Here is a 15,473-nt window from a genome sequence, read left to right on the forward strand (position 1 = left end):
GGAGGGGGTTCTGGAGGCCGTCCGCAAAGGAATGCCGCTGTTCGCGATCCCCCAGGCCGATACTCTCTCCGAAGGCGTCGCCAAAGAGCTGGCGGCTGCGGGAGCTTTTACCTACAACGGAACCGTGGGCGACTTCCGCGCGCCATGGATGGGCAACTGGTATTTTGTGCGAAAGCATCCGCTATATGAGGGACTGCCCGTCAATCAGGTCATGGGCATCCACTACCAGGCAAAGGGGAGGCAGTCCAACGGGCTGCTCGTCGATGGAGCGAACGTGGAGATTGTTGCAGCCTACAGCCGCGACCACGACCGCAATGTGGGGGCAGGAACGTTTACTGCTCGGTTAGGCTCAGCCAAGATTCTTTATCACCGCGTTCCGGAGCTTCAACCGGTGATGCAGCAGCGGTTTCTCGCGAATGCGCTGGCGTGGCTGACGGTATAGGGCTGGATTCCTGAGGTCATTTCAACTTTACGGACAAATTTATAACGCAGAAGAGGCAGCCCGAAGGCTGCCTCTTCTGCGTTATGACAACTTGCTTAGCGTCTCCGGGTGGTGGCGCGATGATGAACCGGGGGAGCTGCCTTCTTCGGTTCGACGACTGCTCCATCACTCATAACGATCATGACTGGACCAGGTGCGGCAGAGGGACTAGCAGGTGCAGCTGCTGGTGTCGCAGCAGCTGCAGGTGTCGTCGCCGGGGTTGCCGCAGCCGCGGTTGCCGGGGTTGCAGCAGCCTCACCAGCAGGCGTTACGCCACCAACTGTGTAGGAAGCATAAGTGCCCGACAGCGTGATCTTCGTTCCGGGTGCGGGAACCGTCTTCAGAGGCTCCTTCATGTTGAAAGTGAAGTCTGCCGTCTTCGACGCGACCGCATCGTCAGAGACCGATACCTGGATGGAGGTATCCGTCGCTGCGACTACCGTGACATCCGGCAGTTGAACCGACTTGCCCTTGATCGTGTCCCATACCTTGGCCGCGTCTTCAGGCTTGCCGTTCTGCAGGATGAATTCCTTGTCGCTGACTGCCAGCGTCCCCAGGTCCGGAGTGCTTGCAATCACCTGGGCGACGATGTCGGCTGGCGATGGCGCAGGCTTGACGGTGGAAGACAGATTCGCCGGCGGGAAGAGGCTCGCCTGGACTGCCGTTGTAATGGCATCGTAGCCGTCCGCGTTGCCGTGATACCGCTTATAGCAATACGTCGCAACCTTCAGGAACTCGGTCTTATAGGGCTCCGGAGCGAAGGCAGCCGCACGCGAGGTAAACCAGGTGCAGTTCAGATAATCAGGCGGTGTCGACTGATAGTAAGCCAATCCCAACTGATAGGTGTCCTGAAGAACCAGACCAGGAGCAGTGGTCGCCGCTGGGGGAGCTGCCTTCAACTCGGCGGTGTAGTTCGTAATCGCCGTCGCCATATCTTTCTTGGCGGCTGCATCCTCGGCGATTGCCCCGTACATGCCCGGCGTTACTCCGGTCTTCATCTTGTCGAAGTCGGCATCGCTCAAATCCTTGGGCTTCGGAGCGGCCAGACCTTTCTGCGCAAATCCAGCCGCAGCATCCAGTTCTGCCTGCTTCGCCGCGGGATCTGTTGCCTTGTCGGCATCCTGCCTGTGAAAGTAGGTCTCAAAGGTCAAAGCAACCAGATTGCTTGGATCGACCTGGAGCAAGCGGTCCGCCGTGCTCAGAGTCTTTGCCGGATCAAAGCCACTGTAGGTCTGCATCAGCGTTTGCAGGGTCGCCGCCTTCACTGCTGACTGCGGATAGGTGGTCAGATACGTCTCGAGCGCCGCGGCCTTTGTCTGGGGCGTTGTCTGCGAGATCGCATCGTTATAAGCCTTATATTCGGCTGGGGACATTTGAATTCCGCCACCTGATTGTGCACTGGCACCAGAGTTATCCTGGGCGTGCGCAACCATGCTTTGCCCACCAAGTGCAATGCTAGCAACTGCCAGGAGAGACGCAACGACTACCTTCTTCATTCCAATGCTCCTCGAAAAGTCTTTTATTAATAACGTTTACCGGTGGCCGGTCAAGTCTATACAACATAACCCACAATATGCACCCTGGCGAATCCCAATGCATTCACCCGTCATCATTATTCATAGGGGCCGATCTTGCAACCGGTTCCGTTGAACTCCGAATTTTGTTTCCAAGGATGATGATGCGGATTATAGAAACGCCGTTGCACGCATGGCAAGTCAGGCCCCTCCTGGTAGACAATTGACCCTACGAAGCTTGTGCCCTTTCGTGATGCAAAGGCCGTCTTTGAAAGAAGCCCCGAGAAGCTGTAAGCGCCCCCGAAAGATGTCGAACCTGCCCATTCGTGGTATTAGGGACTTCTTATCCACAACCAGTAGTGTTGCACCCGTTGATTCCGGCCCCGCCCACGACTAAAGTTGATTCAGTCTTAACTACAGGGACGAGACCATATTCGCAACTCCCCAGTCTCCCCCGCGAGGTGCCCTTGCTCAAGCTCAAGAAAGTCCAGATCCTCGGCTTCAAATCGTTCTGCGACCGCACTGAGGTCCAACTCTCCGGCGAAGGCATCGCCGCCATCGTCGGGCCCAACGGCTGCGGCAAATCCAACATCTCCGATGCCATTACATGGGTGCTTGGCGAGCAGTCGGCGAAATCTCTGCGCGGAATCAAGATGGAAGACGTCATCTTTGCCGGGACACGGGACCGCAAGCCGACCGGCATGGCCGAGGTATCGCTCACGCTGGTCGACCCCGAGGTATACGACGGTGCAAGTCTGGGTGACGAGCCGGAGATCTCGATCGATGAAAATCTTCCGGGCGACTGGGATGAGACGGCACTTCGCCAGCAGCACGCCGAAGACACCGAAGAGGCCGTATCCGAGGCACAGCCGGGCACCGTTATCGAGGGCGAAGCCAAAGGGCCGCAGATTGTGGCCGCGGACGCGGACGGCGAAGCTTCCGCCACCGCCAATAATGTTGTGCTCAAAATTCGTCGCCGCAAGTTCGGCCGGGCTCCGGTGCGCGCCGGCGAACTCACAATTACCCGGCGGCTGTTCCGGTCGGGAGACTCGGAATATCTTCTCAACGGCAAGATCTGCCGGCTCCGCGATATCCAGGACATCTTTATGGGTACCGGGTTGGGCGGCGAATCCTACGCCATTATCGGTCAGGAGCGTATCGGGCAGCTGCTCAGCTCCAAGCCGCTTGATCGCCGCGGCATCATTGAAGAGGCGGCTGGTATCACCCGCTTCAAGACCAAAAAGCGTCTTGCTGAACTGCGGCTTGAGTCCGCGAAGCAAAATCTCTCGCGCGTCAACGACATCTTCGACGAAGTGACCCGGCAGATGACCACGCTCAAGCGCCAGGCAGCCAAGGCAGAGCGTTATGGTGCGCTACGGGATGAGCTTCGTACAAGGCTGCGCGTCGTGCTTGCCAGTCGCATGTCGCAGCTTGACGCAGAGCAGGCTGCTACCACGGAAAAAGTGACCGCTCTTGCGACGCAGATCGACGCGCAAGCTGCAACCGTCGAGGAGATGGATGCTCAGCACAGCGAGGGTATTCGCAGCGGCTACACGCTCGACCAGCAGATCCGCGAGACCGGAGCACAGGCGAATCAATCTGCCGTGGAGCTCGAGCGCATCACTGCGCGCTCCGCCGCCAATGCAGACCGTATCGCCGAATTGACTGGCCGACTTGCAACGGGCGCTGATGATCTCGCGCAGGCCCGCGAACAGCTCGCGACATTGAGCGGAGAGCTGGAACAGCATCGCAGCTTTCTTGAGAATGCCACCGCCGAATCTACGGAGTCGCGCGACGCGGCACAGCTTCACCAGCAACAGGCACAGGAAGCGGTGCGGTCGCTGGCCTCCGCCGAGCAGCAGGCAGAGCAGAACCGCAGAACCACCATGCAACTGGTGCAGCGCATTGCGCAGACGCGCAACGAGCAGGCGCAGGCCGAGGCATCCCTGGCTGGGCTCGATCGCGAGGCGGAGCGCCTGCTCTCGGAGTCCGAAGTGGCACGGCAGGAGTTGGAGACGCTTGGCCTTCAGCGCGGACAAGTCAAGTTGTCCTTCGAGTCAGTCACGGAGCGACTCAAGCGGCTCGAAGCCGAGATCTCCGATCTTCGCTCACAGATTGAGGCACGCCGTGCCGAGGAGTCGCAGAACAAGCGCCGCGGCGACCAGCTTCGAGGAGAGGTGGCAAGCCTTGATGGACGGCGCCGCTCTCTTGAGGCGCTCATCCGCGAGCACAGCTATTCGACGGATACTGTTCGCAATATTTTCAAGCACAATGCCAACAATCCGAGCCTCAGTGGGACCACTCCTGTAGGCACGCTTGCGGATTTTCTCGAAGTCGATGGGCAATATGAAAATGTCGTCGATGAGTTCCTGCGCGACGAGCTGAATTACATCGTCGTCAAGAGTTGGGATGCTGCCGATGCGGGCATGAATCTGCTCAAGACCGATGTCAGCGGACGCGCCACCTTCCTGGTTCATCCTAACGATGCCCAGGCAAACTTTCCTTTCTCTGAAGGCATGACCAGCGCCGCACAGACCAGCACCGCAGGAATTGAGGGCGTTATTCCTCTCAAGGATTGTGTCCGTGTTCTCGATGGCTTCGGCAGATCGCTGGAAGTGATTTTGCCCAAGCTGCGCGAGGGTTATGTCGCGCCCGACTCGTATACGGCGCGCTCGCTTGCGCTGTCGAACCCGCAGTCTTTCTTCCTCTCCCCCACTGGCGAAACCTTCCATAATGTCACCGTCACCGGTGGACGTCCGCGTGCACAGGGGCCGCTGGCTCTGAAGCGTGAGTTGACCGAGGTGCAGCAAAAGATCGAAAAGGCCGAGCAGGAGTTGGCGCAGACCGACCTGCTGACCGCCGATCTTCAGCATCAGATCGCCGACCTGAACGCCACGATCGAGAACAAGACCAATGAACGCCGCGAGGCGGAACGGGAGTCGGCCAACTCCGGCGCGGCCCTGCGCCAGATGGAAACAGAGACCGCGCGCATTGAGCGCCGCCTCGCTGACTGGTCGCTTTCCAGTGAGCGCAATCGGGATGCGCGCAATCAGAAGGCCGATCTTATCTCTCGTCGCCAGCAGGAGGCCGCATCCTTTGAGGCCGAGCGGGCAACGCTCGAGGCTTCGTTAGCCGATCTCCAGGCACAGCTTGAAGAGCTTCGCAGCCAGCGGGAACAGTTGCAGCAGGCAGCGGCAGCGGCCTCAGCCGATCTCGCTGGACTCGAAGAACGTCGGCGCAATGCCCAAGCCAACTTCGATCAGACAACTCGACTCTTCAATGGTCAGAACCAGCGCATTCAGCAGCTCGATCAGCAACTGGCTTCTGCGGGAACTGAGAAACTTCGGCGCGAAGAGGAGACGGCCGCGCTGGCAACGCAGCAAGCTGAACTGACCGAAGTTCGTGCAACAGCTGTAGCCGAAGGCGCTCGGCTAACGGAAGAGGCCAATGCTATGCGTGCAGCCATGGCCGAGCTCGATGCACGGCTGCGCACGCTGCGTCATGAGACGGAAGCCCTCCGCGAGCAGCGCGCGGGGCTTACCGCTCGCGCTGCCAAGCTGGCCTCTGATATCGAACACATCGAGGCGACCTGCCTTAATGATCTAGCAGTCGAGGCCGTCTCTCTTCGCGAAGATGCAGGCATCGTTCGCATCGAAGGCGATGCCCTGGTCACCGAAGAAGAAGAGTCCCGCGCCCTGAAACAGAAGCTTGAGGCGATGGGACCGGTCAACATGATGGCTCTCGAAGAGTACAACGAAACCACGCAGCGGCATGGTTTCCTCGAAGCTCAGCGCAAAGACCTGCTTGACTCTATCGAGAACACCCAGGCCTCGATCAAGGAGATCGACGACGTCTCCCACCTCAAGTTCGATGAGGCATTCAAGATCATCAACGAGAACTTCAGCGTCACCTTCACCAAGCTCTTCGGCGGCGGACAGGCATCGATGCGGCTGACTGACGCGGAAAACTCGGCTGAGAGCGGGATCGATATTCTCGCCTCACCTCCGGGCAAGAAGCTGCAGAATATTCTTTTGCTCTCGGGAGGCGAAAAGGCGCTGACTGCCCTCTCGCTGCTTGTCGGAATCTTCCAGTTCCAGCCCGCACCGTTCTGCATCCTCGATGAAGTCGATGCGCCGCTCGATGAAACCAACGTTGGCCGGTTCGCCAAGCTGATCTCCGACATGTCTGCAACCACCCAGTTTGTCGTCATCACCCATAGCAAACGGACCATGTCGCAGGCCGACGTCATCTATGGCGTCACCATGCAGGAGCCGGGCGTCAGTAAGATCGTAAGTGTCAACCTCAACCGCCGCGCCGTAGCGTGAGGCACATAAAGTTTGCGCAGGTGGAGCGGGTCTTTGCCGCTCCACCTTTTTTCTACCCGCAGCAGAAGATGCAATCGGCGGGCAATGCAACCACCACTGCAAAACATTGCCCCAAATCTGCGCAAAACACTTAATCTAAAACTATGCTTCCGCTCACGTTCGCCGCCCTCGCAATCCTGACAGGAGCACTGATCCTTCTTCGGCTGAGGTGGCGTAAGGTCTCCCAGAAGGTGCACCTAATCCTCATCGGCTTTGCCGGGGCCGCACTCGTACTTTATTTGCTCATGTTTGCTACCGGCTGGAGTACCTCTTCGAACCACTTAAATGCAGTGATCTATTGGGCTGCAATCGCGGGGTACGAGTTCTTTCTTTTACTCTTTACGCTGCTTCGTCCGCACTGGCTCACCACGATCATTGCGGCCGTACTCATGCTTCCTATTCTCTCTGCCAGCCCCTTCCTTCCACTCGCTGAGCTCTTCAACCCTGCACCCCATACTACTGTTTCCATTGGCCCTAACTTCCTCAGCGATCTCGCTCCCTGGGGTACCGGTATCGCGGCCAGCTCGGGCTTTGATCTCACCATCTATTCCCATCCCACGTGGACCCAGTTCTTGCGCCGACGCCGCCAGGCCTCCCGCTATTTCAGCGGCCAGTGCGATGCCTCGAAGGCTTCCGCCACGCTTCAGCCGGACGGAAAGCACGTTCTTATGTCATGTCCGGCAGCCCCAAACCAGCCACCCGACGCTGCACGAAGCCTTGTAGTAAAGCTCTACTGAAATTCCGCCTAAAATCACTACAAAGGAGTGATACCGTCATCTCAATGAGCACAGCCCTTCTCCAGACCAGCCTCGGTGACCTTCCCCTTGTCGCACGCGGCAAGGTCCGCGACATCTATGACGTCGGCAACAATCAGCTGCTCTTCGTCGCCACAGACCGCATCTCCGCCTTCGACCATGTGCTCGCCACGGGCATTACAGATAAAGGCCGCATCCTCACCCAGCTCTCACTCTTCTGGTTTGACCTTCTGAAGGACACCGTTAAGAACCACCTCGTCACCGCGGATCCCGCACAGTTTCCCTCGTCCTGCAAGCCATATCTCGACCAGCTGACAGGGCGCAGCATGCTGGTGAAACGCGCCAAGATGTACCCGGTCGAGTGTGTCGTCCGCGGCTATATTTCAGGATCCGGGTGGAAGGATTACCAGCAGACCGGCTCGATTTGCGGCATCAAGCTCCCCGCGGGTCTGCGCGAATCGGACAAACTCCCCGAGCCTATCTTTACTCCTGCCGCAAAGAATAATATCGGCCACGATGAAAATATCTCCTTCCAGAAGATGGTCGACACCATCGGCCAAAAAGCCGCCGAGGATCTGCGCTCCCTGACCCTCAAAATCTATGAAAAGGCCAGCAAGCATGCAGCCAGCAAGGGCCTGATCCTAGCCGACACCAAGTTTGAATTCGGTCTTATCGATGGCGAAATCACATTGGCCGATGAGGTTCTCACCCCCGATTCCTCACGCTACTGGCCCGCCGAAACCTACAGCCCCGGGGGTGCTCAACCATCCTTCGACAAGCAGTATGTCCGCGACTATCTTGAGTCCATTCATTGGAACAAGCAGGCCCCGGCCCCAGCCCTGCCGCCGGAGGTGGTCGAAAAGACAAAAGCCAAATATCTTGAAGCCTTTCGTCTGATTACCAGGCTCGCCGACCTATGAACCTGAACTACTTCGACTGGGTCCTGATCGCCATCCTGGCCTGGTCCACCATCATGGCCTTTTTCCGCGGCCTCCTGCTTGAACTCTTCGGGCTGGGAGGGCTGATTGCCGGGGTGCTGCTGGCCTCGTGGAATTATCCGGCCCTTGCGGCCATCCTTGAGCGTGTCATCACGGCATCAGCCGTCGCCAACATAGTCGCTTTTCTGCTCATTGCCGTCCTGGTGATGATCGTCTGCGCCCTTGTTGGAAAGGCCCTCCATCACACCGCGGACGCTATCGGGCTTGGTTTTTTTGACCGCCTCCTGGGGGCGGTTTTCGGTTATCTCAGAGGCTGCCTGCTCTGCGTGGCTATCCTGATAGCGGTCACGGCTTTTCTTCCACCCACCCCTGCTGTCGCAAAATCTTCTTTAACTCCCTATTTCCTTGCCGGGGCGCATGCTGTATCCTTCGTTGTACCTCACGACCTTCGTCAGCGTATTCTGAACGGCGCGGCAGAACTCAAGCACACCGCACCCGATTGGATCAAACGACACGAATAGAGTGACAATGAGAATGCACCGCAAATCTGGACTTGCAAGCGAGGACATTATCTTGAAGCGCGAAATGGACGGTCTCATCACGCAGATGCACAGCGCCGGCATCCCCTATGCGGACGCCATTCGCCAGTTCAAGAAGCGTTACATCCTCGAAGTCCTCGCGCACCACAAAGGCAACCAGTGCAAAGCCGCAGAAGAGCTGGGCATGCATCGCAATACGCTCAGCCGCACCTTGGCCGAACTCGATCTTGATACTACGGCGATCCGGAATGGAATGCGCCGCCCACCGAGCAGCGAGCGCCCACGCATCCAAAGCATTGCCAGCGCGCGTTAGCCCCCGGCCTCCGTCTAACCAGCAGTAGATGACGTTCCCTCTCCAGTCTCGGCTTACAGCAATCACACGCGGTACGACAGTCTGTGCAATCTTTGGACTCTCTCTGACGGGCTTTGCGCAAACGCAGTCAACTAAACCGACACAGACCTCTACCTTCTCCACGCCTGATAGGAATCAGGTTCGTGAGGCCGAAGATGCCTATCTGGCAGGCGCGCGCCTGCTCGAGCGCGATGATCTGACCGCCGCGCAGAAACAGTTTGAAAAGGCTGTAAAACTCAATCCCGACAACACGGATTACTCCACGGCAGTCGCCATCGCTCGCGAGCATCGGGTCACGGAACTTGTTCAACAGGCCGGTAAAGCCCACCTTCTTGGGCAAACCGTGAAGTCGAACACGCTGCTCGCAGAGGCTCGCCTGCTCGACCCGGAAAACCGTATTGTCACTCAGCACCAGGCACCCAACGCTCTCTCTGCCACGTTCAACCCGGAGATGGAACCGTGGATCCACCAAGCTGCCACGATCGCCGGCCCGATTACATTGCAACCAGCAGCGGGAGTGAAGAGCTTTCATCTTCAAGCCGATAGCGAGGCTGTTCTGCGACAGGTGATGTCCAGCTATGAAATCAAGCCGGTTTTCGACGAGTCGCTCCCTCATCAGAGCATCCGCTTCGATCTCGAATCGGTTCCCTATGACCAGGCCGTTCGCGTTCTTTTTGAGATGTGCGGATTCTTCGCTGTTCCGCTGGACTCCACAAGCGTCTTCGTCGCCAAAGACACGCCCGAGAACAGGCAGCATCTCGAACGCCAGTTACAGGAGACGATCAGTATTCCCGGCATGACTCCAGCAGAAATCAACGATCTCGGAACTGTCTTGCGTAATGTATTTGAGATCAAGCAACTGACGATTGAAAAAGGCCTTGGTGACCTTGTGCTGCGAGCCCCGGAAGACACGTTGAAGGCGGTGAACCTCACTCTTGCCGACCTGATCGACGGCGGCAGCCAAGTTATGATCGAGGTGAAACTCTATGCCATCGACAAGACGCGTCAGCGCAATATCGGGCTTCAATTGCCCCAGCAGGCCGGACTCTACAGCGTCTCGGGAGAGGCTGCAAATATCGTCAACCAGAACCAGACGCTGGTCAACCAGGCCATCGCGGAAGGCCTGGTCCCCGCAGGGGCAACCAATGTAGAAATTGCCCTCGCTCTCATCGGATCCGGCCTCGTGCAGAGTTCACTTCTATCTTCGACAATCGGCATCTTCGGAGGGGGACTTACGCAGACCGGCGTCACTGCCAACGTCTTCCCTACGTTAAATCTCGCGCTCAACTCCAGCGACAGCCGGGCTCTCGATGACATTCAGGTCCGTGTCGGCGACGGTCAGACCGCTGATTTTCGCGTTGGAACCCGCTATCCGATTACTACCTCCACCTATACCACCGGCGCAGCATCAAGCTCTGCCTCTCTTGCCGGAGTCACCGTCAACGGGGTGAGCGCATCCAGCCTGCTCGCGCAGTTGACCGGAAGTTCCAACGGCGTGACCATTCCACAGATTCAATATGAAGATCTTGGGCTGACCCTCAAGGCGGTACCGACGGTCCAAAAATCCGGCACGGTCAGAATGCACATCGAACTTAAGATCGAAGCCCTTACCGGCAGTGCGCTGAACAATATCCCTGTCCTCGCCAGCCGTTCGTTTTCTTCGGATGTTACGGTGAATGACGGTAACACTGCCTTGTTCGTCAGTTCACTCAGTAAATCGGAATCGGCCGCCGTCAGCGGCCTTCCCGGGCTTGGAGAACTGCCAGGCTTTCAGAGTGCCACCGCGGATAAAGTTGCGGAAACCGATTCCAGTGATCTTGTACTCTTGATTACACCGCACGTTGTTCGTCGACGCTCCAATATTATTGCCGGCCCACGTATCGCCCTCAATCTTCCTCAGCAGCAAGATTAGGACCACCATCCAACGGTAGCCACACGGCAAAGACTGTCCCGTGGCCTTCGCCGCGTCGAGACCTTGTTCTGATACAGCCGCTGTGCTTTTCGACGATGCCCTTGCTCACCCACAGGCCGAGGCCTGTACCCGCTAATTCTTTCGTAGTCTGAAATGGCTCAAAGAGATGCTGCATGATATCCGGGGCAATTCCCTCGCCCGTATCCGCCAAAGTTAGCCGAATTCCCTTTTGACTACTTATCCAGTTCGTCTGTGGATGCATTCGAATGAATAAGCGGCCACCTTCACTCATAGCGTCCAGCGCGTTGCGCAACAGATTGTTGACCACCTGCCGAATCTCGCCCTCCAGGCATAGCACCGGTGGAGCGTGGCTCAGCTTCATCTCCACCTGCAGTCGCCTCACCAACAGCCGTCCAGTGTAGAGAGTCATCAACGTACGCAGCAGGTCTGCTAAATCGACCTTTGTCGGTTTACTTTGCTGTCGATGAAAGCGAAGCGTCTGCAGGGTGATCTCGGTCACCCTTGCCAATTCCTCCTGTGCAATCCGCGCATAATCTTTCATCTCCTCGATCGAGTCCGACTTCTGCACCAGATACAGAAGGTTCGTAATCGACTCCAGGGGGTTGTTGATTTCGTGCGCGATTGACGATGCGAGTTGCCCCACCGCTGCCAGCTTTTCGGATTTGCGCAAAGCTTCGTCCTGCAGACGCGACTGCGTGACATCTGTATTGACGGCAACTCCGCCTGTAATCTTGCCGCCCTGAACAACAGGCGCAGCCACACTTTGAATCCAATGGCCCGGCGTCTGTACTGTCGCAGTCGAAGCCTCCCCCGCGAGTGCCCCTTCCAAGGTCTTCAACTCCGCAGGAAAGCGCTCGCCACTCATCATCCGTGCCCGGCGGTTGGTGCGCATTTTTCCATCCGGCGTGGCAATGTAAATGCCATGCGGCATGCTTTCGATGACGGCATCCAACTCCGCCGTCCGCTGCTCGACCAGCTCAAATGCCTTGCGCAGATCCTCTCGCTGCTGTCGAGAGTCGGTGACATCGCGAAACGAAACCACGACTCCCAGCACTTCTCCCTCTACCGTAACTGGGTGTGCTGACATCTCTACAACAAACGAGCTTCCATCTTTGCGAAACATTGTGTCGGAGAGATTGCTGAGCGGCGTATTTTTTTGCAGGGCAGCGAAAATTGGACACCGCTCTGCGGGAAAATGCCCAGCGTCGGAGTCATGATGATGCACCAACTCATGAATATCCCCACCCAGTAGTTCTTTGCTTTCAAAACCCATGATCTTCGTCGCCATACGATTGACGAACGTGCACTTCCCTTCCATATCCAGGCCCCAGATGCCCTCGCCAGCCGAATCCAGAACGGCCTGCCACTGCCGCATCTGTCTCTGATCCTCCGGTGCTATTGCCATCTGCCCCGTCCCATGGTGACCACTCGTTTGCTCCCGCTCCCCCATTCAGATGCAAAACTCTTCCTATTCGTCCACCTGACTTCTTTATCTGAGCAAATTGCCCAGCGCGTTGACCGCAAGCCTCATCCCCCGCTATACTAATACTGAGAGAGCGGGAGTAGCTCAGTGGTAGAGTGCTTCCTTGCCAAGGAAGATGTCGCCGGTTCGACCCCGGTCTCCCGCTCCAGAAAGCCCTGTCTGCGGTACACTTCACCTACAATTCAGCGGGCTGCAATAATTCGGATAGCCCTCGAGGCGCGGTACCCAAGTGGTAAGGGAGAGGTCTGCAAAACCTTTATGCGTCGGTTCGATCCCGACCCGCGCCTCCAAAAATTTCAATAACTTATAGCGACGGCTGAGACAGCGACGCTGCCTCGGCGCTGCCAACTGCAGGCAAATCGCTGGAAATGATTGAAGTTTCAGCCTCTGCGGTCATGGGTGCTCCGCGCAGCTGTCCGCTCACCAACGATGCCGCCGCGTCCGCCGACTTGTCGAGGACGCGCGCATAGTAGATGAGAACGGTGTTGGGCCGCGAGTGACCAAGGCGCTGTTGCACCGCCTTGATCGGAGTGTTGGCCTCCACCATCTGTGTCGCTCCCCAGTGCCTCAGCAGGCGCCAGGTGATATGCGGCAGGCCGAGTTCTCTGGCCACCGGCTGAATGCGCCGGGCCAGAAGAGTCTCGTGCCAGATGGGACCAGACTTCATGACCGAACCATTCTTGATACGGTTCGGAAACATCCAGTCTTCCTCCTGCCCGTTGACGCGTTCCTTCAACGCAAGCAGACGTTCGACGTCGGCCTCCGTCAGACGGATGGGACGATTCATGCGGTGGTATTTGGGTGTGTGCAACTCACCCTGATTGACCGCGCGAACGATCTTGAGTTCGCGCTTCTCCGCATTGAGATCCTTCCACTTGAAGGCGATCTCCTCCGGACGAATCGAGGTCACAGCAATGAGCCAGGTCGCGGTGGCGATCGGCTCCTCCAGACGGTCGATCAGCAGTGAGAGCTGATTGGCTGTCGGGAGTTCCTGCTCTTCCTTGATTCCCTCTGGTGGAAGGTCGGCATAACGGGCGGGATTAGACGAGATGTATCCGTACTTCGCAGCGGCAACGAAGATGGAGCTCAAACCCCACTTCAGATTCCTGAGGGTCTGAACTGCCTTGCCTTCGCTTGCCTTCTGGTTGATGAACTGCTGTACCGCCTCCGGGGTGATTTCAGACAGCTGCATCGGGCCAAACTCAGGGAGGTAGTGGGCGCGGATATTGGTTTCGTACCCGTGCACCGTGGTTCCCTTTTTGTTGACCAGCTTCAGCGTGCGGTATTTTTGGATAAAACCGCGAAATGTCATCATCTTTCTCGGGCGGGACGAGCCGCTGTTAATGGGTTCAAGGATGACGCCCAACTTCTGCCGCGCAGCTTTCTCCGAGAGATCCTTCTCCGTGCCAAGGTAGACGGAGCGCCGTTTGCGCACCCTCTTCCCCTCCTCGGTGATGATGTCATCTCGATAGAAACCCTCCCAGTAGGGAGGACGTACATCCTTACGCAACCGGACGCTGCCGGCTTGAAATCGTTTTTGAGCCAATTTGAAATGCCCCTTTCCGTCGATTGGGGCACTTCCGTCGGATGATTCCAGCCTAGCACCGGCCCAATGCCGCTCGTGCTGATGGATGTAGTGGAAAACCTGCTCCAGATCGAACCGGAGGGATCTTGGGCCGAAGCGGACAACTGGCAGGGGCTCCCGGCAGGACTCCATCGTCCGTTGGTAAATCCAGCTGGAGCTCACTTTAAGGGCATCGCACAGCTGCGTTACCGTGAGCAGTTGAGGCAAGCCAGCGCCTTTTTCCCTATGCGCTGGTGGGTTCCCGAGTTGTGTCGTGATTGAGCCCATCTTCCAACCGCCGTAAACCGGGGGCCTGCCTGCAGGCGCGACCCGCGAGTTCTTGGGTTGTAAAACAGGTCTAAAACTCGGTCAAACTTGCAGCGGGCAATTCCTGCATAGAGCTCAATCGCAGGGACTTATCCCGCAGAGCGTCAGGATTGTTCCCCGACGAGCCAGCCATCGTAGCCCTCCCAGACTGTCCGTTCAAGGATTGCCTGGAACAAACCAGCACTTCAGAATCGCTTGCCTATACTAATCACCCCTTGAAAGAGAAGCCGGGCAAAACGACCTGCCCGCCACGCAAGTATTTATGTGAAAACGAACTACGGCGCCCTCTACCCTCTACCAGAGGCGCCAAATGGCAAGACAGAAGAACAAGAAGAAGCAACGCCGGAAGCAGCAGAACAAGAGGCGTGAGAACAAGATTCGACTCCCGCCGCCCCCACCATTTCTAACTTATTTACCGTGAAGAAGTTACAAGATTCTGGCAAAAACTAGGGTGATTTTTGTACAGCATTCTGTACAGTAGCCGTCCTGGTTTTGACTGAGTTGCGCAGTAGACGGAAAATCCCGCTGACGTGGGAGTCCCAATGCTGTCCGTCTATACCCGTCACGCCGAAGACTGTAAACACTACCCCGACAAACTCTGGCGCCGCAACTGCCCCAAGTGGATCTGGGGATCGTACAACGGTGAATTTGTCCAAATGAGTGCCAGGACCCGCCTCTGGGACGATGCCGAGCGCGTCCGCCACCGCATGGAGTTTCAGGAGACAGCGCATCCCGAGCCGGAGATTCTGCCTCCGTCCGCTCCCCTCCCACTTGCGCTCACCCTGCCGCCCGCTGCGCCGCAGCTCGGCCTCACACCAAAACCGAGAGTCACGATGAAAGCCGCCGTCGACGCCTATCTGGCCGACGCCTTCAGCCGTGAGCTTGCGCCCTCCACGATTTCGAAGCTGGAGACCATGTTCCGCAAGCAATTCCTCGTCTGGACTGAGATTGAGGGATTCGATTACATCGACCAACTCGATCTCGATGCCCTGCTCAACTTCCGGAATATCTGGAAGGACGGTCGCCTGGCCAAGCAGAAGAAGCAGAGCCGCCTGATCGGATTCTTCTGGGCCTGTGTCCGCCGCGACTACATCATCAAGAATCCTTCCATGGGCCTGGGGAGGATCAAGGTCGTCCAGGTCCCGACCGCCTATTTCCCTCGCGACGAGTTCGAGGGAATCATCGACGCGACCTTCGTCTATGGCGATCCACGCGGGGATATA

The 15,473-nt window shown here is 57.5% G+C and carries 10 protein-coding genes, 2 tRNA genes and 1 pseudogene; 10 read left to right on the forward strand and 3 right to left on the reverse strand.

The features are described from left to right. Nucleotides 1-442: pseudogene (locus VMU57_RS15250) on the forward strand (glycoside hydrolase); the annotation flags it as partial. A gap of 95 nt (nucleotides 443-537) precedes the next feature. Here VMU57_RS15250 and VMU57_RS15255 read toward each other — a convergent pair. Continuing rightward, nucleotides 538-1,854, reverse strand: a complete 1,317-nt coding sequence (locus VMU57_RS15255; RefSeq protein ID WP_325384920.1) for a hypothetical protein — start codon at nucleotides 1,852-1,854, stop codon at nucleotides 538-540. Nucleotides 1,855-2,462: 608 nt separating this feature from the next. Here VMU57_RS15255 and smc point away from each other — a divergent pair. The 6 genes from smc (at nucleotide 2,463) to VMU57_RS15285 (ending at nucleotide 10,855) form a co-directional block, all read left to right on the forward strand. Further along, nucleotides 2,463-6,320: a chromosome segregation protein SMC gene (gene smc / locus VMU57_RS15260; RefSeq protein ID WP_325384922.1), complete on the forward strand. Its 3,858-nt coding sequence runs from the start codon at nucleotides 2,463-2,465 to the stop codon at nucleotides 6,318-6,320. Between the two features lie 143 nt (nucleotides 6,321-6,463). Then, nucleotides 6,464-7,096, forward strand: a complete 633-nt coding sequence (locus tag VMU57_RS15265) for a hypothetical protein (protein WP_325384924.1) — start codon at nucleotides 6,464-6,466, stop codon at nucleotides 7,094-7,096. Nucleotides 7,097-7,140: 44 nt separating this feature from the next. Continuing rightward, nucleotides 7,141-8,034: a phosphoribosylaminoimidazolesuccinocarboxamide synthase gene (locus VMU57_RS15270; RefSeq protein WP_325384926.1), complete on the forward strand. Its 894-nt coding sequence runs from the start codon at nucleotides 7,141-7,143 to the stop codon at nucleotides 8,032-8,034. Further along, on the forward strand, nucleotides 8,031-8,573 hold the full coding sequence (locus VMU57_RS15275; RefSeq protein ID WP_325384928.1) for a CvpA family protein: 543 nt from the start codon (nucleotides 8,031-8,033) through the stop codon (nucleotides 8,571-8,573). Before VMU57_RS15270 ends, VMU57_RS15275 begins: the two co-directional genes overlap by 4 nt. 52 nt (nucleotides 8,574-8,625) lie before the next feature. Beyond that, nucleotides 8,626-8,904, forward strand: coding sequence for a helix-turn-helix domain-containing protein (locus VMU57_RS15280; RefSeq protein ID WP_325384930.1), 279 nt, complete (start codon nucleotides 8,626-8,628; stop codon nucleotides 8,902-8,904). Between the two features lie 28 nt (nucleotides 8,905-8,932). Then, nucleotides 8,933-10,855 (forward strand): hypothetical protein, encoded by a 1,923-nt coding sequence (locus VMU57_RS15285; protein WP_325384932.1) that lies wholly within the window; start codon nucleotides 8,933-8,935, stop codon nucleotides 10,853-10,855. Here VMU57_RS15285 and VMU57_RS15290 read toward each other — a convergent pair. Beyond that, nucleotides 10,830-12,281, reverse strand: a complete 1,452-nt coding sequence (locus tag VMU57_RS15290; protein ID WP_325384934.1) for a PAS domain-containing sensor histidine kinase — start codon at nucleotides 12,279-12,281, stop codon at nucleotides 10,830-10,832. The genes VMU57_RS15285 and VMU57_RS15290 overlap by 26 nt on opposite strands. Nucleotides 12,282-12,432: 151 nt before the next feature. Between VMU57_RS15290 and VMU57_RS15295 the strand changes: the two genes are divergently transcribed. Beyond that, nucleotides 12,433-12,507 (forward strand) — tRNA-Gly (locus VMU57_RS15295). A 67-nt stretch (nucleotides 12,508-12,574) separates the two neighbouring features. Then, nucleotides 12,575-12,649: transfer RNA gene (locus VMU57_RS15300), tRNA-Cys, on the forward strand. A gap of 14 nt (nucleotides 12,650-12,663) precedes the next feature. Here the strand turns inward: VMU57_RS15300 and VMU57_RS15305 are convergent. Beyond that, nucleotides 12,664-13,794 carry a tyrosine-type recombinase/integrase gene (locus VMU57_RS15305; protein ID WP_325384936.1) on the reverse strand — a complete coding sequence of 377 codons (1,131 nt, stop codon included), beginning with the start codon at nucleotides 13,792-13,794 and terminating at the stop codon, nucleotides 12,664-12,666. A 998-nt stretch (nucleotides 13,795-14,792) separates the two neighbouring features. Between VMU57_RS15305 and VMU57_RS15310 the strand changes: the two genes are divergently transcribed. Then, nucleotides 14,793-15,473: hypothetical protein (locus tag VMU57_RS15310; RefSeq protein ID WP_325384938.1), on the forward strand; the 681-nt coding region annotated here is incomplete at its 3' end.

It is taken from the genome of Edaphobacter sp. (genome assembly GCF_035532915.1).
Lineage (GTDB): Bacteria > Acidobacteriota > Terriglobia > Terriglobales > Acidobacteriaceae > Edaphobacter.

Excerpts from the sequence above, each read along its gene's own strand:
- VMU57_RS15290 (WP_325384934.1), bottom strand. The coding sequence starts at position 12,281 with ATGGCAATAGCACCGGAGGATCAGAGACAGATGCGGCAGTGGCAGGCC.
- VMU57_RS15270 (WP_325384926.1), top strand. The coding sequence starts at position 7,141 with ATGAGCACAGCCCTTCTCCAGACCAGCCTCGGTGACCTTCCCCTTGTC.
- VMU57_RS15265 (WP_325384924.1), top strand. The coding sequence starts at position 6,464 with ATGCTTCCGCTCACGTTCGCCGCCCTCGCAATCCTGACAGGAGCACTG.
- VMU57_RS15285 (WP_325384932.1), top strand. The coding sequence starts at position 8,933 with ATGACGTTCCCTCTCCAGTCTCGGCTTACAGCAATCACACGCGGTACG.
- VMU57_RS15255 (WP_325384920.1), bottom strand. The coding sequence starts at position 1,854 with ATGTCCCCAGCCGAATATAAGGCTTATAACGATGCGATCTCGCAGACA.
- VMU57_RS15275 (WP_325384928.1), top strand. The coding sequence starts at position 8,031 with ATGAACCTGAACTACTTCGACTGGGTCCTGATCGCCATCCTGGCCTGG.